Source organism: Bacillus sp. BACIII (assembly GCF_057836745.1).
Genome location: NZ_CM174437.1, coordinates 3,487,402 through 3,512,995 on the forward strand (window position 1 = coordinate 3,487,402; position 25,594 = coordinate 3,512,995).

27 protein-coding genes and 1 pseudogene are annotated in these 25,594 nt (G+C 46.9%); 7 read left to right on the forward strand and 21 right to left on the reverse strand.

Going from position 1 to position 25,594, the window contains the following annotated elements:
- Nucleotides 1-12: 12 nt before the first annotated feature.
- From ACXN9U_RS17185 to spoIIR, 4 genes are all read right to left on the reverse strand, one after another.
- On the reverse strand, nt 13-570 hold the full coding sequence (locus ACXN9U_RS17185; RefSeq protein ID WP_489201954.1) for a manganese efflux pump MntP: 558 nt from the start codon (nt 568-570) through the stop codon (nt 13-15).
- Between the two features lie 69 nt (nt 571-639).
- Nucleotides 640-1,680: an L-threonylcarbamoyladenylate synthase gene (locus ACXN9U_RS17190; protein WP_060964053.1), complete on the reverse strand. Its 1,041-nt coding sequence runs from the start codon at nt 1,678-1,680 to the stop codon at nt 640-642.
- Nucleotides 1,681-1,836: 156 nt separating this feature from the next.
- The gene (locus ACXN9U_RS17195) at nt 1,837-2,280 is read right to left on the reverse strand and encodes a GNAT family N-acetyltransferase (RefSeq protein ID WP_060964052.1); all 444 of its coding nucleotides are present in this window, start codon (nt 2,278-2,280) and stop codon (nt 1,837-1,839) included.
- A gap of 72 nt (nt 2,281-2,352) precedes the next feature.
- Nucleotides 2,353-3,033, reverse strand: coding sequence for a stage II sporulation protein R (spoIIR, locus tag ACXN9U_RS17200; RefSeq protein WP_060964051.1), 681 nt, complete (start codon nt 3,031-3,033; stop codon nt 2,353-2,355).
- A gap of 160 nt (nt 3,034-3,193) precedes the next feature.
- On the opposite strand from spoIIR, the gene ACXN9U_RS17205 reads away from it, so the two are divergent.
- Nucleotides 3,194-3,568, forward strand: coding sequence for a UPF0715 family protein (locus ACXN9U_RS17205; RefSeq protein WP_060964050.1), 375 nt, complete (start codon nt 3,194-3,196; stop codon nt 3,566-3,568).
- Here ACXN9U_RS17205 and ACXN9U_RS17210 read toward each other — a convergent pair.
- From ACXN9U_RS17210 to prfA, 3 genes are all read right to left on the reverse strand, one after another.
- The gene (locus tag ACXN9U_RS17210; RefSeq protein WP_029575295.1) at nt 3,555-3,833 is read right to left on the reverse strand and encodes a DUF5316 family protein; all 279 of its coding nucleotides are present in this window, start codon (nt 3,831-3,833) and stop codon (nt 3,555-3,557) included. The genes ACXN9U_RS17205 and ACXN9U_RS17210 overlap by 14 nt on opposite strands.
- Before the next feature lie 70 nt (nt 3,834-3,903).
- Nucleotides 3,904-4,764 (reverse strand): peptide chain release factor N(5)-glutamine methyltransferase, encoded by an 861-nt coding sequence (prmC, locus tag ACXN9U_RS17215; RefSeq protein ID WP_060964049.1) that lies wholly within the window; start codon nt 4,762-4,764, stop codon nt 3,904-3,906.
- Nucleotide 4,765: 1 nt separating this feature from the next.
- Nucleotides 4,766-5,836: a peptide chain release factor 1 gene (gene prfA, locus ACXN9U_RS17220; protein WP_029575294.1), complete on the reverse strand. Its 1,071-nt coding sequence runs from the start codon at nt 5,834-5,836 to the stop codon at nt 4,766-4,768.
- Nucleotides 5,837-5,947: 111 nt separating this feature from the next.
- Here prfA and gloA2 point away from each other — a divergent pair, with 111 nt between their 5' ends.
- Both gloA2 and racA read left to right on the forward strand, forming a co-directional pair.
- Complete coding sequence (gene gloA2, locus ACXN9U_RS17225) at nt 5,948-6,331, forward strand: SMU1112c/YaeR family gloxylase I-like metalloprotein (protein ID WP_489201955.1); 384 nt, start codon at nt 5,948-5,950, stop codon at nt 6,329-6,331.
- Between the two features lie 111 nt (nt 6,332-6,442).
- Nucleotides 6,443-7,006, forward strand: coding sequence for a chromosome-anchoring protein RacA (racA, locus tag ACXN9U_RS17230; RefSeq protein WP_060964048.1), 564 nt, complete (start codon nt 6,443-6,445; stop codon nt 7,004-7,006).
- Between the two features lie 33 nt (nt 7,007-7,039).
- Here racA and ACXN9U_RS17235 read toward each other — a convergent pair whose 3' ends face one another.
- The 11 genes and pseudogenes from ACXN9U_RS17235 to spo0F form a co-directional block, all read right to left on the reverse strand.
- The gene (locus ACXN9U_RS17235; protein WP_316099674.1) at nt 7,040-7,996 is read right to left on the reverse strand and encodes an AEC family transporter; all 957 of its coding nucleotides are present in this window, start codon (nt 7,994-7,996) and stop codon (nt 7,040-7,042) included.
- A gap of 85 nt (nt 7,997-8,081) precedes the next feature.
- Nucleotides 8,082-9,779, reverse strand: a complete 1,698-nt coding sequence (gene malS, locus ACXN9U_RS17240) for an oxaloacetate-decarboxylating malate dehydrogenase (protein WP_060964047.1) — start codon at nt 9,777-9,779, stop codon at nt 8,082-8,084.
- 276 nt (nt 9,780-10,055) lie between these two features.
- Complete coding sequence (locus tag ACXN9U_RS17245) at nt 10,056-10,646, reverse strand: thymidine kinase (protein ID WP_489201956.1); 591 nt, start codon at nt 10,644-10,646, stop codon at nt 10,056-10,058.
- Nucleotides 10,647-10,728: 82 nt separating this feature from the next.
- A complete protein-coding gene (rpmE, locus tag ACXN9U_RS17250) occupies nt 10,729-10,929 on the reverse strand; it encodes a 50S ribosomal protein L31 (protein ID WP_003151132.1) in 201 nt (66 codons plus the stop codon).
- 122 nt (nt 10,930-11,051) lie between these two features.
- Complete coding sequence (rho, locus tag ACXN9U_RS17255; RefSeq protein ID WP_489201957.1) at nt 11,052-12,338, reverse strand: transcription termination factor Rho; 1,287 nt, start codon at nt 12,336-12,338, stop codon at nt 11,052-11,054.
- Nucleotides 12,335-12,544: pseudogene (locus tag ACXN9U_RS17260) on the reverse strand (hypothetical protein). The gene rho and the pseudogene ACXN9U_RS17260 overlap by 4 nt, the downstream one beginning before the upstream one ends.
- Before the next feature lie 202 nt (nt 12,545-12,746).
- Nucleotides 12,747-13,712: a class II fructose-bisphosphatase gene (gene glpX / locus ACXN9U_RS17265; RefSeq protein ID WP_489201958.1), complete on the reverse strand. Its 966-nt coding sequence runs from the start codon at nt 13,710-13,712 to the stop codon at nt 12,747-12,749.
- 33 nt (nt 13,713-13,745) lie between these two features.
- Nucleotides 13,746-15,035, reverse strand: a complete 1,290-nt coding sequence (gene murA / locus ACXN9U_RS17270; RefSeq protein WP_060964044.1) for a UDP-N-acetylglucosamine 1-carboxyvinyltransferase — start codon at nt 15,033-15,035, stop codon at nt 13,746-13,748.
- 296 nt (nt 15,036-15,331) lie between these two features.
- A complete protein-coding gene (fsa, locus tag ACXN9U_RS17275) occupies nt 15,332-15,970 on the reverse strand; it encodes a fructose-6-phosphate aldolase (RefSeq protein WP_016937619.1) in 639 nt (212 codons plus the stop codon).
- Between the two features lie 118 nt (nt 15,971-16,088).
- Nucleotides 16,089-16,946 carry a class II fructose-bisphosphate aldolase gene (locus tag ACXN9U_RS17280; RefSeq protein WP_003151102.1) on the reverse strand — a complete coding sequence of 286 codons (858 nt, stop codon included), beginning with the start codon at nt 16,944-16,946 and terminating at the stop codon, nt 16,089-16,091.
- 174 nt (nt 16,947-17,120) lie between these two features.
- Nucleotides 17,121-17,495, reverse strand: a complete 375-nt coding sequence (spo0F, locus tag ACXN9U_RS17285; protein WP_101605357.1) for a sporulation initiation phosphotransferase Spo0F — start codon at nt 17,493-17,495, stop codon at nt 17,121-17,123.
- Between the two features lie 164 nt (nt 17,496-17,659).
- Here spo0F and ACXN9U_RS17290 point away from each other — a divergent pair, with 164 nt between their 5' ends.
- Entirely contained in the window at nt 17,660-18,181 is a 522-nt protein-coding gene (locus ACXN9U_RS17290) for a DUF2529 domain-containing protein (protein WP_060964042.1), read from the forward strand.
- A 47-nt stretch (nt 18,182-18,228) separates the two neighbouring features.
- On the opposite strand, the gene pyrG is transcribed toward ACXN9U_RS17290, so the two are convergent.
- The 3 genes from pyrG to ACXN9U_RS17305 all read right to left on the reverse strand — a co-directional run bounded on the left by pyrG (nt 18,229) and on the right by ACXN9U_RS17305 (nt 22,931).
- On the reverse strand, nt 18,229-19,836 hold the full coding sequence (gene pyrG, locus ACXN9U_RS17295; RefSeq protein WP_060964041.1) for a glutamine hydrolyzing CTP synthase: 1,608 nt from the start codon (nt 19,834-19,836) through the stop codon (nt 18,229-18,231).
- A gap of 240 nt (nt 19,837-20,076) precedes the next feature.
- The gene (rpoE, locus tag ACXN9U_RS17300) at nt 20,077-20,595 is read right to left on the reverse strand and encodes a DNA-directed RNA polymerase subunit delta (RefSeq protein WP_060964040.1); all 519 of its coding nucleotides are present in this window, start codon (nt 20,593-20,595) and stop codon (nt 20,077-20,079) included.
- Between the two features lie 227 nt (nt 20,596-20,822).
- Complete coding sequence (locus tag ACXN9U_RS17305; RefSeq protein ID WP_489201959.1) at nt 20,823-22,931, reverse strand: (Fe-S)-binding protein; 2,109 nt, start codon at nt 22,929-22,931, stop codon at nt 20,823-20,825.
- 138 nt (nt 22,932-23,069) lie between these two features.
- On the opposite strand from ACXN9U_RS17305, the gene cls reads away from it, so the two are divergent.
- The 3 genes from cls (at nt 23,070) to ACXN9U_RS17320 (ending at nt 25,585) form a co-directional block, all read left to right on the forward strand.
- A complete protein-coding gene (gene cls, locus ACXN9U_RS17310; protein ID WP_060964038.1) occupies nt 23,070-24,269 on the forward strand; it encodes a cardiolipin synthase in 1,200 nt (399 codons plus the stop codon).
- 12 nt (nt 24,270-24,281) lie between these two features.
- Nucleotides 24,282-25,244, forward strand: coding sequence for a UV DNA damage repair endonuclease UvsE (uvsE, locus tag ACXN9U_RS17315; RefSeq protein WP_489201960.1), 963 nt, complete (start codon nt 24,282-24,284; stop codon nt 25,242-25,244).
- Nucleotides 25,245-25,312: 68 nt separating this feature from the next.
- A complete protein-coding gene (locus tag ACXN9U_RS17320) occupies nt 25,313-25,585 on the forward strand; it encodes a hypothetical protein (protein WP_007407620.1) in 273 nt (90 codons plus the stop codon).
- The last annotated feature ends 9 nt before the right edge of the window (nt 25,586-25,594 follow it).

A 25,594-nucleotide genomic window follows, 5' to 3' on the forward strand; every position in this document is an offset into this window, starting at 1 on the left:
TTTTACTCAGCCCTATATCGGTAAAAGCAATTTCAGCCCGAATCCGATCAAAATGGCTCCGCCGAGGGCTTCACTGTAGGAGCCGAGCCATGATTGCACCTTTCTTCCCGCCAAGAGCCCCGCCCATGTTAAAACGGTGCTGAAGATTCCGAACAGCGCAACGGCCAGAATCGGGTTGGAGCCGTTCATCCCGAGGCTGAGCCCGACAGAAAAACTGTCAAGACTGACACCGACCGCGAATAAAAACAGTCCCGAGCCTGCCGGAGATATGAGCGGCCCGTCCGATTGCTTAAACGAGGCGATGATCATTTGCACTCCTAAAATGAAAAGAAGAGACCCGCCGATGTAAACGGCAAGCATACCCAGAAAACCGGACAGCAGATGCCCGGCCGCCATTCCTGCCAGCGGCATGATGACATGAAACAGCCCGATGACAATTCCTATATGAAAGATTTGTTTTTTCTTCAGCTGAATCATTCCCATTCCGAGCCCGACGGAAAAAGCATCCGTCCCCAAAGCAAATGCCATGATGCTTAAGGAGACAAGCTCCCCGATGAATAGATTCGACATGAAATAAAAAACCCCCTTGGACGTGCCCGCTTGTTTAGCTTATGCATGTCCGATAAGGGGTAGAACAAGTTAATGGATAACGGTGCCGCCCGCAGCCTTCATCAGCCTGTTCATAATGGCGAGTCCCACTCCGGTGTCCGGAAAGGATTCAGATATAATCATATCCACTTTCGCATCATCAAAGCTGCGGAGCGCATCGTACAAGGCCGACGCCACTGTTTCAAGGTCGGCGCGCCGGCCGCATACTTTAATAAAATCAGCCTGGTAGCTATCGGCATTCTCCTCTGTTGTCAGAATGCCGATCCGTTTTCCCCGGCTTTTATATTCGTCAGCCAGCTCTTGAATTCTCAGAGCGCCGCCGTCGGCAATAGCCATCGGCGCAGAAGGCGCATAGTGTGTATATTTCATACCGGGAGAAATAGGAACCTGATCTTCTTCGGTCAGCCCTTTATCCACAAGAACCGGACCGGCTGCGGATTCAATCTGTTCTTTTGTCACGCCGCCCGGACGAAGCAGCACGGGCTGTTTCCCCGTACAGGACAGAACGGTTGATTCCACTCCGATCCCGGTCGCTCCGCCGTCCACAATGCCGGCAATGCGGCCGTTTAAATCATGAGCCACATGCCCGGCCTTCGTCGGGCTCGGTTTTCCTGATAAATTGGCGCTCGGCGCTGCGATCGGCAGTCCGGCTGAGCTGATGAGGGCTAACGCCACCGGATGATCAGGCATTCTGACCGCTACCGTCTCAAGTCCCGCGGTGACACGGGGGGACAGCACGCCGGGCTTACACGGCAAGACCAGAGTCAGCGCACCCGGCCAAAAAAGCGTCATGAGCTTTTTCGCCGTTTCAGGAATATGGCTGATAAAACGATCAAGCTGGCTGATGTCAGATATGTGCACAATCAGCGGATTATCGCTCGGCCTTCCTTTCGCCTCATAAATTTTCGTTACGGCTTCCGTATTTTCAGCGTTAGCGCCCAGTCCGTAAACGGTTTCTGTCGGAAAAGCCACAACTTCATTCTGCCGGAGCAATTCCGCGGCTTGTGTAATCTGGGGATCGGTTGTGGATAATTCTGCGGAAGAATCCACAAACCATCTTCTTGTTTTCATGTATAACCAAACTCCTTATTTTAAAGCGGTAAAACTTTATTTTCTCTCGTGTATTCCTTTTGAAAGTATAAAAGATGTCCTTTAATAAAACAAGTGTTATCCACAAACTGTGGACAACACTTTTCGATAAGTGGATAACTTTGTGCATAAGTGAGGTTATGCAGAGGTTTTCACCATCAAAAACGAACCCTCTGTGCATAACGAATTGCGGAAATGCTCGGACGTATACAGTTCATCAGGCACATCTGCGCATTCTTCAAATCCCATCACATTCAGAAATTCAGCAGATGAGGGCTGATTGGCGACTAAGTAGACATCTTGAATTTCATGTTTTTTGCACAGCACATCCATACTTTGAAACAGCGTAACGATATGGCTTTGGTTCAGCCTGTCCGACATAACGAGTGAACGGAGAAGCCCTTTTCCGCCGCTGAATTTTTCGATCCCGAGACAGGCGGCAATCTCTTTCTCACTGTCCTCCAGCATGATAAACCGGCTGATCTGCTGATCGATTTCCGCATGTGCCGTATCAGCCTTTTTCAAAAAAGCCTCCAGCGCCTCCGTATCTTGATCTCTTGCCACTCTCAGCTGATAAAACATATATTTCCCCTCCGTTTCGATCAACTCTTTCTTCCAATCTATGAATCGAATCCGGATTTATGCCTTTTTGCTTCAGGAAAACAGATCTGAAATCCAATCGACGAGGAAAAACTTCACTTCGGTATCATCGTCATCTTTATTTTCTTTCTTCGCTTTATCAGCTTTCGCTTTGACGTCATCCATCACTTTTTCTGTCTGTTTTTTCGTTTCTTCCTGCTTCTGTCCGTCGTCTTCCTGATCTTTCACCGCTTCACCGTTTGAGAAATCAAGGAAGCACAGCGGCGGAAACAAGACGCACCACCAGTTGGCGCCCTCGCCATTGCCGAGGGTAATTAAAATCGCTTCATATTTTCCGGCCGGATAGACCATATTGCCGTAAAGCTTTGTCGGAAATGAAATTTTATTGAATTCAACTGAAACGGATTGATGCGCACCTTTTTCTTTCATTGTTTGTTTGGCGATGTCTTTAATTTCAGGAAGCTTTGAACGGATGAGCCGCCGCGCTTTTTCAATAGAAGTGATATCTTTCACCCAGCCCGTGATTTCCTTGTTTACAGCATCTCTGATCTGGCGCTTGAGCGTTTGATCCTCATCGTTATCACTGTTGGCTAAGATCCGAAGCCGTATCGCTTCATCCGGTATGACAACGGGCTCATTGGCTGACGCCCGCGCCGTTTCTTCTTTCGTCAAGCCCGCAAGCGCTCCTGATAATAAAAGAAAAATATATATGCAGATCATCATTGTCTGTTTCATCGGTCCCCACCGTTCCTCTCCGTGCTTTTTTATCTAGTCTTATTATGGACATGACCGAAAAGGTTTAAACCGGCGGGAAGAAAAAAATCTAGCAAGCTGATAATCTGCATTGACAGACTCAGAATATGGTACGATATTATTTTGATAGGAGGGTTTTCAGATGAAATATAATTACACCGTGCTGCTGTCGGCGGCATGTATGTCTGTCATTTATTCTATTTTGTATGTTCATCAATTTATTTTCGCGGCTTTCATTTCGATGGCATTTTATTTTTTGTTTCCCTATTTGATTTTTGCGCTGCCGCTTCAATACTTTTTGAATAAAAAGCCGAAGAGATTTCATCCGCTTTATTTCATTTATTATTTAGGAACGTCTTTTGTCGCAAACGGGATCATCTTCGGTCTTTTGCAGCCGTCAGGCCAATCCCTGTTTTCTAATTCGGCCTTTTATATTTTTGCGGTTTTAACAGCCGCCGTCTATTGGGTGTGGGATTCCGTATTGCTGCAAAGACAAAGTCCGGCTACAGAAGCGTAATCAGCAGACAGACGGCTGAAGGCAGAGCGGCGCAAAAGAAAACGGCTGCCATCTTTAAACGGGCGTGCCGGCCTTCTTTTGTTTCAGAATGATAATTGGCCCGCTGTTCTGCTCCGCTTACGGCCAACCCGGAAACAATGATCGCTGTGATGATAAGAACGGCCGTAACGGCACCGAAAATGCCGTCAAAGCCAAACGGCAGAACAAACCCCGCCGCATAAGCTGCGGCGGCGAGTATACATCCGAAGGCGAACGCTTTTTTCAAGGCGATTACCCCTTTCATTTTCTTTCCATTGTAACAAAAGCCTGCCGTGTGCGTCACCGGCAGGCTTTTTTCATGATGTGATGACCGCGGATACGGTTCTGTCTTTTCCATTGATGTCCTTTATGACTTCCACTTCCGCATTCGGAAAGGAATGACGGAACAGGTCTTTCACGGCTTTTCCCTGATTATATCCGATTTCAAAGACGACAAGCGCTTTATCTTTCATGACAAGAGGCAGCTCCTCCATAAACCGCTTGTAGAATTTCAAGCCGTCACCGCCGTCTGTAAGAGCATGAAGCGGCTCATGAAAACGGACGATATCGGATAACTCCGCCATCTCTTCTTCAGAAATATACGGCGGGTTGGACACAATAATATCCGCTTTTATTCCTGATGAAATAAAAGGAGTCAACAGATCTCCCTGCAAAAAGCGGACGTCCGCTCCGAGGTTTTGCGCATTTCTTTCCGCCACTTGAAGCGCTTCTTTTGAAATGTCCGAAGCCGATACTGAAAAATGTCCGCATTCAAGCGCAAGCGTCACCGCAATGGCTCCGCTCCCCGTTCCGATATCAATGACATTCAGGCGTTCTCCCTCAGAAAACACCCGCTTCTGTCTGTCCAGCAGATGAAAGACAACTTCTTCCGTTTCCGGACGCGGAATGAGAACATCGTCATTCACAAAGAATTCCCGGCCGTAAAACTGTTCTTTCCCGATAATATATTGAATCGGAACGCCTTCTTTATGCATTTCCACATGCCGCATGAAACGGTATAGCTCATCCTCGCCGACAGGCTCCTGCAGACTTGCGAGAAGCTTGCTCCGATCCATTCCGGTATCATTTAACAGCAGCAGCTCGGCCGCGTTTTTTTCTCTTCCCGCTTCGGTTAAATAAGAAGAAGCCCAGCTTAGGGCTTCAAAAACGGTCTTCATCTTAATTTTCCGCCTGCTGGAGCTTGCTTGACTGGTCTTCTACGATTAACGCTTCAACCACTTCATCAAGCTTTCCTTCAAGGATTTGGTCCAGCTTTTGAATCGTCAGTCCGATGCGGTGATCCGTCACACGGTTTTGCGGGAAATTGTATGTGCGGATACGTTCAGAACGGTCGCCTGAACCGACGGCTGATTTGCGTGTCTGATCATATTCAGCCTGGGCTTCCTGCTGGAATTTGTCATAGATTCTGGCGCGGAGCACCTTCATCGCTTTTTCTTTGTTTTTAATCTGAGATTTTTCATCCTGACAGGATACGACGACACCCGTCGGCAAATGCGTAAGGCGCACGGCCGACATTGTCGTGTTTACGCTCTGTCCGCCCGGTCCGCTTGATGCGAATGTATCGACGCGGATATCCTTTTCATGGATGTCCACTTCTACTTCTTCCGCTTCCGGAAGACACGCCACCGTCGCCGTAGACGTATGAATGCGGCCGCCTGATTCCGTTTCCGGCACACGCTGCACGCGGTGCGCCCCATTCTCATACTTCAGCTTGGAGTACGCGCCTTTTCCCGTAATCATAAAGATGATTTCCTTGTAACCGCCCGTTCCGGTCACGTTTGCTTCCATGACTTCGGTCTTCCAGCCTTGGATTTCGGCATAACGGGAGTACATTCTGTAGAGATTTCCCGCAAACAGCGCGGCTTCTTCTCCGCCTGCTGCGCCGCGGATCTCCATGATTACGTTTTTGTCATCGTTCGGGTCTTTCGGGATGAGGAGCACTTTTAAACGCTCTGATAAGGTTTCGGTCTCTCCTTGCAGCTCGGAGATTTCTTCCTTCACCATTTCTCTCATATCGGCATCAAGCTTATCCTCAAGCATTGCTTTCGCATCGGCAAGCTGTTCTGATGCGTCTCTGTATTGTCTATAGACTTCAACAGTTTCCTGTATATCAGATTGCTCTTTCGAATATTCTCTAAGCTTTTTCGGATCGTTGACCACTTCCGGATCACTTAAAAGCTCATTTAATTTTTCGTATCGTTGTTCAATTGACTGTAAACGGTCTAACACGGTCTTCACCTCTGTTTTCCTGTGCGTAACATTCTCATTATAGTATAGGGCTTATCGCCAGTCAAAAGCAATCGGCCTCTGCTATACTGAAACAAAAAAGGATGAGCGGATATGCTGAAATCCATCCACCATATAGCAATCATATGCTCTGATTATGAAAAGTCGAAAGCTTTTTACACCGAAACGCTCGGTTTCGGCATTATAAAAGAAACCTACCGAAAGGAGCGCGGGTCTTATAAACTCGATCTGGCGCTGGACGGCACATATGTGATTGAATTGTTTTCCTTTCCCGATCCGCCCGAGCGGCCGACCCGTCCTGAAGCAGCAGGTCTCCGGCACCTCGCCTTCACTGTAAACGATCTTGAAGCGGCCGTCAGGGAGTTAAAAGAAAAGGGCATCGACACAGAACCGGTCAGAACCGATCCGCTGACGGGGAAACACTTTACCTTTTTCTTCGATCCCGACAAGCTTCCGCTAGAATTGTATGAAGCGTAACGTTTTTTGAAGAAATGTTGCTTTCTTTGGCGAATTCCTTCTTGTTTTGTCTAACATGAAGGGAACGCCGCCTCATGGTCGAATACCTAGCTGAAAAGGAGGTATGTGATCATGAATACAAACATGGCCGCGAAAGAACTCGGTGTCTCCGCAAAAACGGTGCAAAGGTGGGTCAAGCAGCTGAATCTTCCGGCTGAACGGAATGAGCTCGGGCATTATTCCTTTACGCCTGAGGATCTTGATGTACTTAAATCGGTCAAACAGCAAATTTCTGAAGGCACTGCTCTGCTGGACGTACAAGTGCCCCGGCAGCCAAAAAAAAGGACGGGCTTTATTTTGCAGCGGCCGAAAACCAGCGGCGGCGCCGAACAAAGGTTGGCAGAGCTGGAACGCAAACTGGATATTCTCACGAAAGAGAAACAGGACGGGGACCAACTGCTATCAAGAATAGATGAGCTGGAACGCCAGCTGAAACAAAAGGCGGATGAAGGTGTGTCTTATCAGCTTCTTCAGCACAGACGGGAAATCGACGACCTCAATGCCGAATTGCAGACATTGGCCTCCCGCATCCAGGAACTTGCCCAGACAGCTCCCCTCTCAGAAACAGCCGCTTCTTCAGAACATAAGAAACCCAGAAAAAAAACGAGATTTTCGCCTTTTAAATTTCAATTCTAATGAAAAAAGCTCCCTGAAACAGGGAGCTTTTCATTATGCAGTCAGCGCAATGATGATCGGCAGTGAGATTAGAGATAAAATCGCACTGATCACGAACGCAGACGCAGTTTCTTCCTCTTGTTTTTCGAAACGTGTGGCAATCATCGCCGCTACCGCAGATCCAGGGAATGCAACAAGCAATACCGCTTTTGTGATCTGGTCAGCCGGAAGTCCGACTGCAAGAGCGATCAAGTACATCAATGCAGGCTGAACGGCAACTTTTAACAAAGCGATACCGAAAGCCGGCACACTGAGCTTGATGTTGCGGATACCGACAGTTACACCGACGGCGAAGAGCGCAACACCTGATGTTGTGCTTCCGAGCTGCTCAAGCATTTTGTCGCCGAGCTCAGGAAGACTTACACCGAACAGCACTAGGATGATACTGATAAGCGGTGCAGCCGCAAGCGGTTCGGAAAGACCGTGAAGAATAGACTTACCAGTCATTTTCCAGAAGCTTTCGTTTTCATTGTCTTTTTTCTTAGATGACTCACCGACAGTAGCGATAATGATCGCAAGCGGATCAAGCATAGCGTTAACCACGATACCCGTTACGGCAATAGGAATCGCTACTTCGTTTGCGCCGAATAAGCTTCCGAGTACAGGAATACCCATAAATGCAAATGTCGGCTGTGCTGAGTTTAAAGAAAATACAGATGAGTTCGTTAAATCATACTTAAAGATGAATTTACAAACCAGCAGAATGACGATATAGAATCCGACAATCCCGATGATCAAAGCGATCATTAAAGGAACCTGTGTTAAAAACGCACTTCTTGAAGTGGTTAAAATACTGGCGATAAAATGCGCCGGAAGCGCGTACTTCGTAACTAAGGTGCTTACCCCTTTTGCTGACTTCGCGTCATAACTTCCGAAGCGACCTGCGAACCATCCCAGCACGATCACGAAAAAGATCGGCGCCAGGAGGATTAAAATATCTAAGAAGCTCAAAATGTTCTCCTCCAAATCCTTAATGTCCGTATACTTTAGCCTTTACATAAAAGCTTTCCCTCGGACTGTTAAATTAATCGTAAAATTATTTAGCGACAACTTGTTTGTATTGCGGTTTCCACATTGCATCAAGAACGGCTTGTTCTACATTTTCAGGAATGCGGTTTGCCACGCCTTCTTTAATTGCAGTTTCTGCTACGGCGATCGCAACTTTAATTGAAACTTCTTGTAAGTCGCTCATGCTCGGAAGAAGGCCTGAACCCGGTGTTTCAAAATCAACGCTTTCTGCGATTGCGTCAGCAGTTGCCGCAAACATTGCAGGAGTAATCACTTTCGCTTCTACAACGATTGAACCGAGGCCAAGTCCAGGGAACGCGAATGCGTTGTTAGATTGTCCGATTTCATGAGAAACGCCATTGTACTCAACATTGTCAAACGGGCTTCCTGTTGCCACAAGAACTTTACCGTCAGTCCATTTGAAAAGATCGCTAGGAACGGCTTCAGCAAGCGGTGTCGGGTTAGACATCGGCATGATGACCGGACGCTCAACGTGTTTTGCCATTTCTTTTACGATTTCTTCACTGAATGCGCCGCTTTGGCCTGAAGTACCGATTAAGATAGTCGGTTTTGCTTGACGGATCACTTCAATGAAAGGAATTTGTCCATTTTCATCGCGTTTCCAATCTTTAATTTCTTCAGCTGTGCGCAGGTACGGCTCTTGGAAATCAAGAATGTTTTCCATACCTTCAACTAACAGGCCTCTGTAGTCCATTGTGTAGAATGCTTTGTTAGCTTCTTCTTCAGAAAGACCGGCAAGCACCATAGTGTCGCGGATTTGGTCAGCGATTCCGATTCCGGCAGATCCCGCACCGAAGACAACCACACGCTGATCTTTAATAGAAGCGCCTGTTTTCTTCATAGCTGCAAGCACACCTGCAAGCGTAATCGCACCAGTACCTTGAATGTCATCGTTGAAAGTAAGAATTTCATGATTGTATTTCTTCATGATATTGCGCGCGTTTTTGTTTCCAAGGTCTTCCCAGTGAAGAAGAGCTTTAGGGAAATATTTAAGCGCAGCTTTTACATAAGCGTCAATGAAAGCTTCATAACGTTCGCCTTGGATACGTTCATGGCGGTTACCGATGTATAAAGGATCGTTCAGAAGTTTTTCATTGTTCGTACCGACGTCAAGAACGACAGGAATAACACGGCTTGGATCAATACCGGCAGCGGCTGTGTATACGGCTAATTTACCGATGGCGATGTTGATTCCGCCTACACCCCAGTCACCGATTCCGAGGATGCTTTCTGAGTCTGTCGCAACGATCAGATCAATATCGCCGGCAGTGGCATGAAGGTTTTCAAATGCTTCTTCAATGCCTTCCACATTGTCGATAGAAAGGTAAATCCCTTGAGGTCTTCTGTACTCATGGCTGTATTCTTGAATCGCTTCACCAACAGTCGGTGTGTAAACAACCGGCAGCATTTCGCGAAGATGGTTTTGAAGCAATTTAAAGAAAAGAACTTCGTTACGGTTTTGCAAATCATTCAAATACACGTTTTGGCGAAGGCGGTCCGGCTGAGCCTGAAACTGCTCGTATGCGCGTTTAGCCTGCTCATCAAGAGACAGAATTGTCGGAGGAAGCAGCCCGTCTAATCCAAGGCTTTTTCTTTCCTCTGCTGAAAATGCAACACCTTTATTTAAAGTAGGGATAGATAGAACTTCTTTTCCTCTTAAAGTAGTTTCTAAGTTGCCTTCCTTCGTTACTTTAATATTATTCAAGAAAATCTCCTTCTTTCTTCAAATAGTTAACAAAGTTAAGTAATCACCTAATTTGGCCAGTGTGATCGCGATCTGCTATATCTTTTTTTGACAATTATTCGAACAATGTCTCATAACTATTTACATTACTTAGTCATTTTATGCCTGTAAAAATGAAAATTCAAGAGATGAAAATTACTTAATTTTTTCATACTCTTTTTTAAGTTATTTAACTACAATTTTTGAAAAAACGTCAAAAAAACACCGGATCTTTTACCGATGTTTTCATGAAAAGGGTTATTTATCAGTCTGTTTATTCGGCACTTCGTGATGGTGTCTGCATCTCGCTTCGTATGACTCTGATGCGCCGACTAAAATGACCGGGTCATCATAGGAAGCGGGCTTCCCTTCAATTAAACGCTGCGTACGGCTTGCCGGCGACCCGCAGACGGAGCATACCGCCTGCAGCTTCGTTACCGATTCGGCAACCGCCATCAGATTCGGCACAACGCCGAACGGCTCTCCGCGGAAATCCATATCAAGTCCGGCCGCGATGACACGATAGCCTTTATCGGCAAGCCGGGATAAGTCGTCAATGATCGATTCGCCGAAAAACTGCACTTCATCCACCGCGATGACGTCCGTGCTTTCACTGATATGATCCCATATTTCAGCCGAAGACGAGATGACGTGGCTTGTCATGGATGTGCCGTTGTGAGAAACGACGGCTTCCTCACTGTAGCGATTATCAATGGCAGGTTTGAATACCTTAACCTCCTGCTTCGCATATGTCGCTCTTTTCACTCTGCGGATCAGCTCTTCTGATTTCCCAGAGAACATGCTGCCGCATATCAGCTCAAGCCATCCGCTTTGCTTCATTATGTACATAGGCTATCCGCTCCCCTTTTTCCTGTTTATAGACATAAAAAACAGGCAAGAAGCAATTCTTGCCTGCCTGTAAAATCTATTATTACTTAAGACCGTATTTTTTGTTAAAGCGATCAACACGACCATCAGCAGAAGCGAATTTTTGACGTCCAGTGTAGAATGGGTGGCATTCAGAGCAAATCTCAACGCGTACCTCTTCTTTTACTGAGCCTGTTTCAAATTCATTTCCGCAAGCACATTTAACTGTTGCTTTTTTGAAATTAGGATGAATTCCTGCTTTCATTGTATCCATCTCCTTCCGCCCTGAATCCCGTGTGGAAACAGAGTTATTATTCCGGAGCGAATCCGGAACGCATATGAGAGAATTATATCAGTCATTTACTGCATTTGCAAATACATTTTTTATCAGCGGCGGGCTGATGATGACAGGTTCGCCTGCTTCCATTCTTGGTTGATCAGATCGAAGAACTCCTGATTCGTTTTCGTTTTTTTCATTTTTCTCATAAACTTCTCTGCGAAGTCAGGAGAATCAGACATCGACTTGCGGATCGCCCATAAACGGTCAAGATGCTCTTTCGGCACGAGCAGCTCTTCTTTCCGTGTGCCGGAGCGGCGGATATCGATCGCCGGGAAAATCCGTCTTTCCGCAAGAGAACGGTCAAGGTGAAGCTCCATGTTGCCCGTTCCTTTAAATTCTTCATAGATGACGTCATCCATCCGGGAACCCGTGTCTACGAGTGCCGTCGCTAAAATGGTCAGGCTGCCGCCCTCTTCAATGTTTCTCGCGGCACCGAAAAAGCGCTTCGGACGATGGAATGCAGCCGGGTCAATCCCGCCGGAAAGCGTTCGTCCGCTTGGCGGGATAACGAGGTTGTAGGCGCGTGCCAAGCGGGTAATGCTGTCCATCAGGATAATAACGTCTTTTTTGTGTTCAACGAGACGCATCGCCCGTTCAAGCACAAGTTCCGCTACCTTAATGTGATTTTCCGGCACTTCATCAAACGTGGAGCTGACGACATCGCCCGCTACGGAACGTTCAATATCCGTTACTTCTTCCGGTCTTTCATCAATTAAGAGCACGATCAATTTAGCGTCAGGCTGATTTGTCGTAATGCTGTTAGCGATTTCTTTTAACAGCATGGTTTTACCGGCTTTCGGCGGCGCCACGATCAGACCGCGCTGGCCGAAACCGACGGGAGCCATCATATCGAGAATTCGTGTTGAGAGATAATTCGGTTTCGTCTCAAGCACCATTTGGCGGTCGGGATAAAGCGGAGTCAGCGCAGGAAAATGAACGCGCTCCTTCGCGGATTCCGGATCATCGCCATTTACCGCTTCAACGTGCAAAAGTCCGTAATAGCGTTCGTTCTCTTTCGGCGGGCGCACCTTGCCGGAAACTTTGTCACCGTTTCTTAAATCAAAGCGGCGGATCTGGGAAGCAGAAATGTAGATGTCTTCTGAGCTTGGCGAGTAATTAATCGGTCTGAGGAAGCCGAACCCTTCCGATTGGATGATTTCGAGCACACCTTCCATAAACAGAAGATCCTCCTGCTCGGCGTTGGCTTTCAGTATGGCAAAGATTAATTCTTTTTTGGTCAGTTTGCTGTAATAGGAGATTTTATAATGTCTTGCCAGTTCGTACAGTTCTTTTAATTTCATATTTTCCAAAGAGGAAATAGATACGTCTTTCATAAAAACACCACGCTTTTCATAGTCAATGTATTGCTGTTTTCATTCAAATCGGCTGCTTTGCATGATTCCGCCAAAGCACATTCTTTTATAAAACATTCAGGAACTTCTATCGGTAACACTTCCACCCATGATCGGCGCTTTTTTTTAAAAAGGATTGTCTTAATGAGTTTTGAAGGAAGCGAGGACAAAAACTTGAGAAGATCAATATTTATATCGTCTGTATGCGGTAGAATTTGAAATTTCCCAGTACTCAAAAGAAGGAATGACACAGAAAAATCGCAGCACTCTTTATTTTTACCTCATTTTAAAAAATTATTCAACTTAAATAATGCTTTGACATATAAATGATAGGGTTGACTCTTTTTTGCAAAAGAAAAGCGGGACGGAAAGTCCCGCTTTTCTCTCTATCTATGGCCGGATCACAAGATTTGGTTTTTTCTTCAGGCTGTGTCTTCCGTCAACGAATCGGACCGTTCCTGATTTCGCCCGGATAACCAGACTTTCGGTCGTGCCGACTGTGCCTTTGAACTGAACGCCTTTCAAAAGCTCTCCGTCCGTTACGCCCGTTGCCGCAAAAATGGCGTCGTCCCCCCTCACAAGGTCCTCCATCCGGAGCACTTTGGATACATCGAGCCCCATCCGCTCACAGCGGGCTTGCTCTTCCGCACTTTGCGGCAGAAGCCTGCCGATGATTTCGCCGCCGAGCGCTTTTAACGCAACGGCAAACAGGACGCCTTCAGGTGCCCCGCCTGAGCCGAAGAGAATGTCTACGCCCGTATGGTCAAAGGCCGTATTGATGGCGCCCGCGACATCACCGTCGTTGATCAGTTTGATTCTGGCGCCGGCCTCACGCAATTCAGAGATGATTCTTTCATGTCTGTCGCGATATAAAATGGTTGCCACGACATCTTCAATGTCTTTGTTTTTCGCTTTCGCAACAGCTTTTAAGTTATCAATGACAGGAGCTTCGATGTCGATGCAGCCTACCGCTTCAGGTCCGACCGCGATTTTTTCCATATACATATCAGGAGCGTTCAGCAGTGTTCCATGGTCAGCGACCGCGATCACCGTCAGCGCATTCCAGCCGCCGCTGGCTACGATGTTAGTGCCTTCAAGAGGATCGACGGCGACATCGACGCGGGGGCCGTATCCGTTTCCGAGCTTTTCGCCGATGTAAAGCATCGGCGCTTCGTCCATCTCGCCTTCCCCGATAACGACCGTGCCTTTCATTGGCACTGTGTCAAACACGTCACGCATGGCGCTTGTCGCCGCATCATCGGCTTCATCCTTTTTCCCGCGGCCCATCCATCTGGCAGATGCTAAAGCCGCCGCTTCAGTAACCCGAACCAATTCCATTGATAAGCTTCTTTCCATTTCAACACGATCTCCTCTCAAAAGTCCGCATTTCTATGAATTTTGGAGCTGTTCTATCTCTTCGTCCGTCAGCCTCTGCCGCCAGATTGTGGCGCCCAGACCTTCGAGTTTTTTCTCAAGATTGCTGTAGCCGCGGTCCAAATGCTCAAGACCGGTAATTTCGGTTACGCCGTCGGCCATCAGCCCTGCTACGACCAGACAAGCGCCTGCACGCAGATCGCTCGCCTTTACTTTTGCGCCCTGCAGCTCGGCCGGACCGGTGATAATCGCCGACCTGCCTTCCACTTTCATGTTGGCTCCCATCCGTCTCAGCTCATCAATATGCTTAAATCTGGCCGAGTAGATGGTGTCAGTCACGACACTCGTGCCGCCCGCTCTCGTTAACAGAGACGTCATCGGCTGCTGAAGGTCAGTCGGGAATCCCGGGTAAACAAGCGTTTTCACGTCAACCGGTTTTATCTGCTTCTGCCCGCCGAGCATGAGAAGCTGGTCGTCACTCGTCTCGATGTGAAAACCCATTTCCCTGAGCTTTGACGTTAATGACTCCAGGTGAGTCGGTATGACATTATCAATAATGACTTCTTTCCCCATCGCGGCGCCGGCAATCATAAAGGTGCCCGCCTCAATTCTGTCCGGGATGATGGTGTGCCTGCATCCGTGCAGCTCTTTCACGCCGTCGATTCTGATCACATTGGTTCCCGCGCCTTTTATCTTTGCGCCCATGCTGGTGAGCAGTGTGGCAACATCAATAATCTCAGGTTCCTTGGCGGCGTTTTCTATCACGGTTTTTCCTTCAGCGAGCACAGCGGCAAGCATGATATTGATCGTCGCCCCGACGCTGACGACGTCTAAATAAATCCGTGCGCCTCTCAGCCTTTCGGCGCGCAGATAAATCGCGCCTTGTTCATTGGTGACTTCAGCCCCAAGCGCCTCAAACCCTTTTATATGCTGGTCAATCGGCCGAGGCCCGAGATGGCACCCGCCCGGCAGTCCGATGACCGCCTGTTTAAAGCGGCCGAGCATCGCGCCCATTAAATAATAAGAAGCGCGGAGCTTTTTCACTTTGCCGTTGGGAAGCGGCATGCTGATCATCGGTGAAGGATCCACGACCATTTCTCCTTTTTCAAAATGGACGTTTCCGCCGATTTCTTTCAGCAGGTCACGCAGCGTTTCAATATCTGAGATCTCCGGAAGCCCTTCGATCGTTACTTCGGAATTTGCCAGAATGGTTGCGGGTATCAATGCGACGGCGCTGTTTTTCGCACCGCTGATATGTACGGTTCCGTTTAACGGATCGCCGCCGGCAATATTCAACTTTTCCATGATAGTCTCCTTCCATAAGAAGATAGCTGCGGAGCATAAATAAAATGGCATTTTATTCTGTCTCTGCAAATAAAGCTCTTGTCCAAAATGTAGCCAATTCGAAGAGAAAGAATACAAGGACATTATAAAATAACAGGAAGAAAATAGCGAAGCTTTACGGGGCATTTTTAACACAGGATGCACAGAGACCCGCCGGGTTCACATTCCGGGGAACTTTGATATGAAGGCCCGCCGTCAAACAGGAAAACATAAGGGTGCGGCAAACGGATGCAACCGGTTTGCCGCCCATTACACCCTTATTTATTCCAGTCTGCCAAAAATTGCTCAATGCCTTTATCCGTTAACGGATGTTTTGTCAGCTGGTGAATGACTTTCAGCGGCATCGTACCGATATGTGCACCGCGCAAAGCCGCTTCAGTCACGTGCTGCGCATGACGGATGGAAGCTGCGATGATTTGTGTATCAATGTCATGAAGGTCAAAAATCTGTCTTACTTCTGAAATCAGGTCAAGGCCGTTATGGCCGATATCATCCAGGCGGCCTAAGAACGGAGATACATAAGTCGCTCCGGCTCTTGCGGCTAAAAGCGCCTGGTTGGCGCTGAAGATGAGCGTTACGTTTGTTTTTATGTTCAGGTCGCTCAGCGCTTTTACGGCTTTTAACCCTTCAGACGTCATCGGGATTTTCACCGTGATATTCGGCGCAATTTTCGCAAGTTCTTTACCTTCTTCAATCATTTCTTCAGCATTCAGGGAAATGACTTCTGCGCTTACTGATCCGCTCACGACTTCCGTAATCTCACGAAGTCTGTCATGGAAAGTCACGTCAGCTTCTTTTGCTACTAAACTAGGGTTTGTCGTCACTCCGGCGAGAACGCCAAGTTCATAAGCTTCTTTAATCTCGTCAATGTTTGCTGTATCAATGAAAAATAACATAAGGAAAGCCTCCCCAGTAATCAATTTTCAGAACTGTAAAACATGATTGCGCTTTCTAAAGGTAAGACATAAAACCGCCTGTCAATGCTGTCAGGCGGTTTATGGATGTTACACTGGATTAAGCTTGGTTTGAAGAACCGAACTCACGCATTTTGCCGATAACCGTTTCTTTGATCGCTTCACGAGCAGGTCCAAGATATTTACGAGGATCATATTCGTTCGGCTTAGCTGCCAATGTTTCGCGGACAGCTTTTGCAGAAGAAATTTGGTTTTCAGTGTTTACGTTGATTTTAGCCGTACCAAGTGAGATTGATTTTTTAATGTCGGCAGTCGGAATTCCTGTACCGCCGTGAAGTACTAACGGAAGGCCGGTTGATTTGCCGATGTCTTCCATTTCTTTGAAACCGAGGTTCGGTTCGCCTTTGTAAGGGCCGTGAACAGAACCTAATGCAGGTGCAAGGCAGTCGATGCCAGTACGCTCTACAAGTTCTTGACACTCTTTAGGGTCAGCATAGATTACGCCTTCAGCGATAACGTCATCTTCCTGTCCGCCGACAGTTCCGAGCTCAGCTTCAACTGAAACGCCGTGGAAATGAGCAAGCTCAACCACTTTAGCTGTAGTTGCTACGTTTTCCTCAAACGGATGGTGAGATGCGTCGATCATTACAGAAGTGAAGCCTGCATGAATCGCTTTCGCACAAGATTCAAAGCTTGAACCGTGGTCTAAGTGAATGGCAACAGGAACTGTCACTTTGTATTCTTCCATAAGAGCTTTAACCATGGCAACGACCGTTTTGAAGCCGCCCATGTAGCGTCCCGCGCCTTCTGAAACACCAAGAATAACCGGGGATTTTTCCTCTTCTGCTGCTTGTAAAATAGCTTGAGTGAACTCAAGGTTATTTAGGTTAAATTGTCCAACAGCATATCCTTTTTCTTTAGCTGTATTCAACATTTCCGTCATTGAAACTAAAGGCATGTCGAAAGTCCTCCTTATGTAGCCTGATTTGCTTTCTCGAAAAAAGCTTTCCACCCTATAGCATGACCATAAAAACCTGTCATATGTAAAACAACAGATCGCTTTTTCTCCATCTCTAGGATACCAACTTTTCGACAAATCGGCAACACAATGACATAATTGTTTCTAATTTTATTAATTCGATTTTAGAGGTAAATATTTTTTCACCGCGTCTCTGATCTCGTCAATGTCGAAAGGTTTGGCAAAATGAGTCAGCGCTCCGAGCTCTTTTGATTCCTTAATCATATCGAGTTCTCCGTAAGCGGTCATAATAATGACGCGGATGGAGTCGTCGATCATTTTCATGCGTTTGAGAATTTCGATTCCGTCCATGCCGGGGATTTTCATATCTAAAAGCACAAGATCGGGCCGTTCTTTTGTTACGATGTCCAGCGCCTGTATGCCGTTGGCGGCCTGAAACGTCTGGTACCCTTCTTTATGAAACACTTCATTGAGCAATATACGTATACCGTATTGGTCATCTACGATTAAAATCTTTTCATTCATCATTTTACACCCCAATATTATCATTTTCGTCAAAAGGAAGCAGTTGTTTATGTATTCTGTTTGATTTTCACATTTCCTTTAATTATAATAGTCTACTTTCCGACATTTTCTGAGCATTTTCTCTTTTGTTGTATACTGTTCTTGTAAGTGTAAAGGAGGTTTCACTCATGTTAAAGATCTTTACGACGCAGCTTGCAGGCATTTTTTCCCGCATTCAGGATAAGGAATCCGAAGCAATAGAAGACGGCGCGCGGCTGCTGGCTCAGGCTGCCGTCAGCGGCCATTCCATCTATTTATACGGCGCAAATGAGATGCAGGGCATTTTGTGCGAGGCGGAACTCGGCTCTGAACCGATGCCTTCGGTCAAGGCGTTTCCGGATACAGCTGATTCGATTACAGTAAGCGACAGGGTGCTGATGTTCTGTTCAGGCCCGGGTACGGCTGAAGAACAGGCGCTGGCAAAAAAGCTTTATGAAAAAGGGATCGGCCTCGTCTGCGTGTCCCCCGTCATTAAGGATCAAACCGGGATTGAGGCATTTTGTGATGTTCATATTGACAGCAAATTAAAAATGCCGCTTCTGCCCGATGAAGACGGAACAAGATACGGCTTTCCTTCATTAATGACAGGCCTGTATGTCTATCACGCACTGTCCTTTACATTAAAGGAAATGGTGCAGGAATATGACTGATGAAGAAAAAAGACTTGCCGCTTTTAACGGAGGCAAGTCTTTTTTTATTACTTCTGTTCGGCAGCTTGTACGGAAGCGCCGATAAAGTCTTTGAATAAAGGCTGAGGTCTTGTCGGTCTTGATTTGAACTCAGGGTGGAATTGGCAAGCGACATACCAAGGATGGTCTTTCAGCTCGATAATTTCCACAAGGCGGCCGTCAGGGCTTGTGCCTGAGAACACAAAACCGTTCTCTTCCATTTTCTGTCTGTATTCATTGTTGAATTCATAACGGTGGCGGTGGCGTTCGTATACCACTTCATCCGCATACGCTTCGAAAGCTTTCGTGTCTTCCTGAAGCTTACAAGGGTACAGTCCGAGACGAAGCGTTCCTCCAAGATCCTCGACATCTTTTTGTTCAGGAAGAAGGTCGATGATCGGATAAGGAGTGGACGGATCGATCTCCGCAGAGTGAGCCCCTTCCAGACCTAATACGTTTCGCGCATATTCAATGGATGCAATCTGCATACCGAGGCAGATGCCGAAGAACGGAATTTTATTTTCACGCGCGTACTTGGCGGCGATGATTTTCCCTTCTACACCGCGGTCTCCGAAACCGCCGGGCACGATGATTCCGTCTGTGCCTTCAGTGAGCTCTTGAATATTGCTTTCTGTCACTTCTTCGGCGTTAATCCATTTGATCTTCACATCAGCGTCAAACGCATAGCCCGCGTGGCGCAGTGATTCAACAACTGAAATGTAAGCGTCCTGAAGCTCGACGTATTTTCCGACGAGGCTGATTGTAATGGTTTTAGACAAGTTTTTCACTCTTTTGACAAGGTCTTTCCATTCCGTCATATCCGGATCTTTGCACTCTAATTTCATATGATCGCAGACAAGCTTATCGAGTCCCTGCTCCTGAAGGTTAAGCGGGATGGAGTAAAGGTTGTCCGCATCTTCACATTCAATAACCGCTTTCGTGTCAATATCGCAGAAGAGGGCGATTTTATCTTTCATATCTTGAGAAATCGGCATTTCTGTGCGCACGACGATGATATTAGGCTGAATGCCGAGGCTTCTCAGCTCTTTTACGCTGTGCTGCGTCGGTTTTGTTTTCAGCTCGCCCGCCGCTTTGATGTACGGAACAAGCGTACAGTGAATGTACATCACGTTTTCATGGCCGATGTCGCTTTTCATTTGACGGATGGCTTCAAGGAACGGAAGGGATTCGATATCTCCCACGGTTCCGCCGATCTCAGTAATGACTACATCTGCATTTGTTTCTTTGCCGGCGCGGTAAACACGGTCTTTCAGTTCATTTGTGATATGCGGAATGACCTGAACCGTTCCCCCGAGGTAGTCCCCGCGGCGTTCTTTCTTCAATACAGCAGAATAGATTTTACCGGTCGTCACGTTGCTGAATCTGTTCAGATTAATGTCAATGAAACGCTCGTAGTGCCCTAAGTCAAGATCAGTCTCGGCGCCGTCATCGGTTACGAACACCTCACCGTGCTGGTACGGGCTCATCGTTCCCGGGTCAACGTTGATATAAGGGTCAAATTTTTGGATGGTGACGCTCATGCCTCTGTTTTTCAACAGGCGGCCCAGTGATGCTGCCACAATTCCTTTTCCGAGTGAAGATACAACTCCCCCGGTTACAAAAATATACTTCGTCATTTCGTTTGCTCCTCTCTTCGGTCTGCGCTACATTCTTTAAAATGTGCCGTTTTATAGAAAATCATTTCACTAAAAACAAATGATGTATAAAAGAATTTGGGAGATGAAAATAAGAAAGCTCCCTTTCAATTTCTTGAAAGGGAGCGTAGCACTCTTATGAATTCTCTTCTTTTTGAAGAGCCCAAAATACATACTACATAGTTCGACAATGAAAGTCAAGATCGTTTTGCTGCTATGAAATCAGCGTTTTTGATCCTCGTCTTCATCCTCATCTTCTTCAATCATATCCTCTTCGATCTCAAGATCGTCGTCATCTTCTTCATCGTCGATATCTTCGTCGTCAAAGCTGTCTGCTTCAAGGTCAAGATCTTCTTCAATTTCATCGAGATCGATGTCATCTTCATCAACTTCCTCGAATTCGTCAAGATCAAGATCTTCTTCAACGGCTTTTTTCGCTTTTTTCTTTTTCGCTTTTACAGTCGGCTGTGTTTCTTCGTCCAGCTGATCGTACGGATACCAGCTGCGAAGCCCCCAAGTCTGATCTGACAGAGCAATAAAGCGGCCGTCAATGTTGAGGTCGGTATAAAATTGGGCGATGCGGTCACCCAGTTCCTCTTTCTTAACACCGAGCAAGGAGGTAATTTCATTCAGCAGCTCCTGGAACGGAACCGGTTTTTTATGTTCTGAGAAAATTTCGTGAGCGATTTCAACTAAAGCCATCTGCTTCAGCTGTTCCTGAGAATATTGTTTGATACTCAAGGTCGGACACTCCCTTTCTATTACTTATATGTATCTGTTTCTATCCTATAATAAGAACGATTTTGTATTGTTTTGTTCATAAACCATACCTCTCATTATAAACAAATTAAAACAGAATATGCTACCCTTAACAGTGTAATTTAAGAAATTTTAGAGGCGTCCCTTCATAATTCGGCCGATGCGCGAAAACAAAGCCGCCGGCATATGCGCGGGCGGCCTGCTTCTCTCTATAAAGACTCTTGTTTTTCCGTACCGAATACAGACATGGCGAGTAATTCACTGACATCATAAGTGCCGATCGCGTCTTCGGCTTCTTTCGCTTTTGTACCGTCACCGAGCATGGTCAGGCAGTAAGGGCAGCCGGAGCTGATGACCGTCGGGCTGACAGAAAGCGCCTGCTCAGTCCGGGCCGTGTTGATTCTCACTCCCGTTTCTTCTTCCATCCACATGAGGCCTCCCCCGGCGCCGCAGCACATTCCGTTTTCGCGGCTGCGCTCCATTTCCTTCAATTGAACGCCAGGGATGGCTTTTAAGATCGCTCTCGGCGGCTCATACACTTCATTGTATCTGCCTAAATAGCATGAGTCATGGAAGGTAATCGTTTCATTCACCGGATGAAGCGGTTTTAGTTTCCCCTGCGACACCAGCTCGGCTAATAATTCAGTATGATGATAGACTTCAGCCTGGAATCCGAAATCAGGATATTCATTTTTGAACATATTATAGGCGTGCGGATCAATCGTGACGATTTTTTTGATCCCGTGTTTTTCAAATTCGCCGATGTTGTGTTCCGCCAGCTCTTGGAACAGAAACTCGTTGCCTAAACGGCGCGGCGTATCGCCAGAGTTTTTTTCTTTATTGCCGAGTATCGCAAAGGATACGCCCGCTTCATTGAGCAGTTTTGCAAATGAGACGGCGATCTTTTGGCTTCTGTTGTCATAGGAACCCATTGAACCGACCCAAAACAAATAATCAAACTCTTTCTCTTGTTTTTTCATTTCTTTCACCGTCGGAATCTCTGTATCCGTCTGCTCCCGCCAGTTTTCCCGCTCTTTCCGGTTTAAGCCCCACGGGTTTCCCTGTCTTTCAATGCTTGTCATGGCCCGCTGCGCGTCGCTGTCCATCTTCCCTTCCGTAAGCACAAGATAGCGGCGCAGATCGATAATTTTATCAACGTGTTCATTCATGACCGGACATTGATCTTCACAGTTGCGGCATGTGGTGCACGCCCAGATTTCCTCCTCCGTAATGACCTCGCCGATTAAGCTCGGGTTGTAGTCAATGGCTGCCGCCGCTTCACGCGAGCCTCCCCCTGAGGAAGCCGCGGCGAGCTGATTCGCCTTCGTATGCTGAAAAACGGGCGCGGGCACCCACGGAGATTTTGATGTCACGGCAGCTCCCTTTTCCGTCAGGTGGTCTCTCAGCTTTAAGATGAGATCCATCGGTGAAAGCATTTTGCCCGTACCGGAAGCAGGACACATATTTGTACAGCGGCCGCATTCGACGCAGGCGTAAAGATCGACAAGCTGGGAGCGGCGGAAGTCTTCAATCTTTCCGACACCGTAGCTTTCTTTCGTTTCATCGGTGAAATCAATTTTTTCCAGTTTTCCTTTTGAATTCAGCCTGGTGAGGAACACATTTGCCGGACCCGCAATTAAGTGTGCATGCTTTGATTGCGGCACGTACACTAAAAAGCTGAGCAAAAACAACAGATGAAGCCACCATGAAACATAAAACACGGCGGCTGCGGCCGGTGCTGAAAGACCGCCGAGCACAAACGCAATGGAGGAAGCGATCGGCTCCGTCCAGGACAAAGAATGATCGTGCCATAAAAGGTTCATGGCGTTCCCGAGAAGCACCGTCACCATCAGTCCTCCGATGAACAGCAGGACAAGCCCCGCTTTAAACCCGCGTTTCAGTCTGACGAGTTTTTCAATGTAGCGCCGGTAAAACGCCCAAACCACGGCAATTAAAATAAGAAACGTGACGATTTCCTGAAAAAAGGTAAACGCCGGATAAAGCGGGCCGAACGGCAAATGCCGATCGGGAAGCAGCCCTTTCAGAATAAAATCAATTGCGCCGAACTGAACGAGTATAAATCCGTAAAAAAACAGAACGTGGATGATTCCGCTTTTTTTATCTTTCAGCAATTTTTTCTGTCCGAACACATTCACCCATATCTTTTGCAGACGTTCTTTCAGGCGTTTATCAAATTCTTCCCTTTGGCCGAGCTTAATATAAGCGATCCTCGTTCTGATCAGGTAAACGAATAAATAAACGGCGTAAGCGGTTACAGCTAAGAACAGCAGCGCGTTTACCATGAGAAAAGCGTTCATCTTGTCTCCCCCTTTGTTCTGATTCCCCTCTTCATTGTCATATCTTTACTTTATCATAAATAATGAATGAGTGTTCAGTCAATGGTTAAATTCGCATTCTCAGGGCACACTATGGATACTTAGGAAAGGAGTGTCGATATGAAGATCTTTGTTGTATTGCTTGTCATTTTTATCATATTAATCGCACTTATGCTGCTTGATATGCTGCTTGGCCGGGCGGCGTACAAAAAACAGGCGTATGAGCCCGTTTTTGATCCGAAAAAGAGTGATATCAGACTCATTCACTGCGGCGGCGAGCTGGTGCAGCAAATGACGGCCGATATCCGCCAAGCCGTCTCTTCTATTCATATGATGTTTTTTATTATGAAGAACGACCAAGTCTGCCATGATATGTTTCATTTATTGAAAGAAAAGGCGCAGGCCGGCGTCTCCGTATATCTGCTGCTTGATTGGGCGGGCAGCCGCCAAGTGAAAAAGCCTTCTATTCAAACGATGGAAAAAGCCGGCGTTCACGTTCATTTTCTGAACAAACCCGGATTTCCGTTTCTTTTTTTCAAGCTGCAAAAACGGAATCACCGGAAAATAACCGTCATTGACGGCAAAATCGGCTATGTAGGCGGATTCAACATCGCGGAAGAGTATCTCGGCAAAAAAGCGAAGTTCGGAAACTGGGAGGATTATCATCTGCGGATGACCGGCGAAGGCACGGCGGATCTCCAGACTCTTTTTTTAAGCGACCTGAAACGAAACACCGGAAAAACACCCGAGTCACCCGAGGTTTATCCGCCGTTGCCGGAAGGGAATATCTCTCATAGGACATATGCGTCGGACGGTTTTTCGCTTGAATCGCATTATGAAACCTGCATCCTTAAAGCAGAAAAAAACATCGTGATCGGCACGCCTTATTATGTACCGAGCAAAAGGCTTCAGGCAGCGCTTATTGCAGCCTGCCGAAAAGGCGTCAAAGTCACTTTGATCGTGCCGATGAAGTCAGACCATCCGCTCGTTCGGGAAACGGCGTTTACCTATTATCCCGAGCTTTTGAAAGCCGGCTGTCTCATCTACCGGTATTATCAAGGCTTTTATCACGTCAAAGCCTTCATTATAGACGACCGCATCAGCATTATCGGTACGCCGAATTTTGATAAACGGAGCCTGTTCTTGAATGAGGAAGTGAATGTCATCATTAATGATGAGGCCTTTACGGAAGAAGTGCTCTCAACCATAAAGCAGGACATCGAAAAATCCGAGCTTCTCACATTAGAAAAAGTGAAACAGCGCTCCGTCAGACAGCTTCCTGCAGCATGGCTGGGAAAAGCCATATCTTATTTTTTATAAAGGAGAAACCATATGCTGTTCAGATTCGGTTTCGTTTCAAACGCCATGTGCCTTTGGGACGCATCCCCCGCCAAAACCTTAACATATGCGCGCTATACAAAACTTTCACCCGGCGAGCGGAAAGAGGCCCTGCTTTCTGTGACGAAAGCAAATCTTACCAATACGCTGCGCACCCTCCACTATGCGGTCGGACACGGCATCCCTTTGTACAGGTTCTCAAGCTCGATTGTGCCGCTCGCCACGCACCCGGATGTACTGTGGGATTTTGTCACGCCGTTTCGCCAGGAGTTCCGTGAGATCGGCGGGCTGGTCAGAAAATATGATCTCAGAACGAGCTTTCACCCGAACCAATTCACCCTTTTCACAAGCCCGAAACGGGACATTACCGCTAATGCGGTCAAGGATATGGCCTATCATTATGACATGCTGGACGCAATGGGCATCGCGGACCGCTCCGTCATTAACATTCATATCGGAGGCGCTTATGGCGACAAACAAAGCGCGCTTGACCGTTTCGGCATGAATCTGAAAGAGCTCCCCGATGTCATCAAACAGCGGATGACTTTGGAAAACGATGATAAAACGTATACATCTGAAGAAACACTCAGTGTATGTGAACAAGAGGGCATTCCGTTTGTGTTTGATTATCATCATTTTTACGCCAATCCGACCGATGACGCTGATTTAGATGACATTCTCCCGCGGATGATGAAAACATGGCAGCGGATCGGCTTAAAGCCGAAGGTCCACCTCTCCTCGCCAAAATCAGAATCAGCCATACGCAGTCATGCGGACTATGTGGATGCGAATTTTATTCTGCCGGTGCTGGAGCGGTTCAGACAATGGGAGACGGACATCGACTTTATGATTGAAGCGAAAGAGAAAGACCGGGCGCTGCTTCAGCTCGTCGAAGAATTAAGCGCTATCCGCGGAGTCAAACGCCTGGCGGGCGGCGTGCTGAGGTGGAAAGCATAACCAGGTTTATCACCGGTTTATATGGGGAATTTCCGAAATAACAGATCATCAGACGGAGGAGAAAACATATGAAAAATATAACATCTTTGAAAATAGCCGCTAAAAAGTTCACTTTACGAAACATGCTTCAGCTTTATCAGCTTTGCCACACGGGAGGCCACGAGCTGTATATCTACTCTAAAAAAACGATGTGCAAAATCAAAGACATCATCGAACTGGAAACATTCAGAATGGCGCATAAAGAACAAGAATATTTAATTGTAGTGGAAGGAAAGAAAGCGGTGCAGCTCATTGACCGTTTCAAACATATCATCGAACCTGCGCAAAAAGAAGCCCATTAAATACGGACT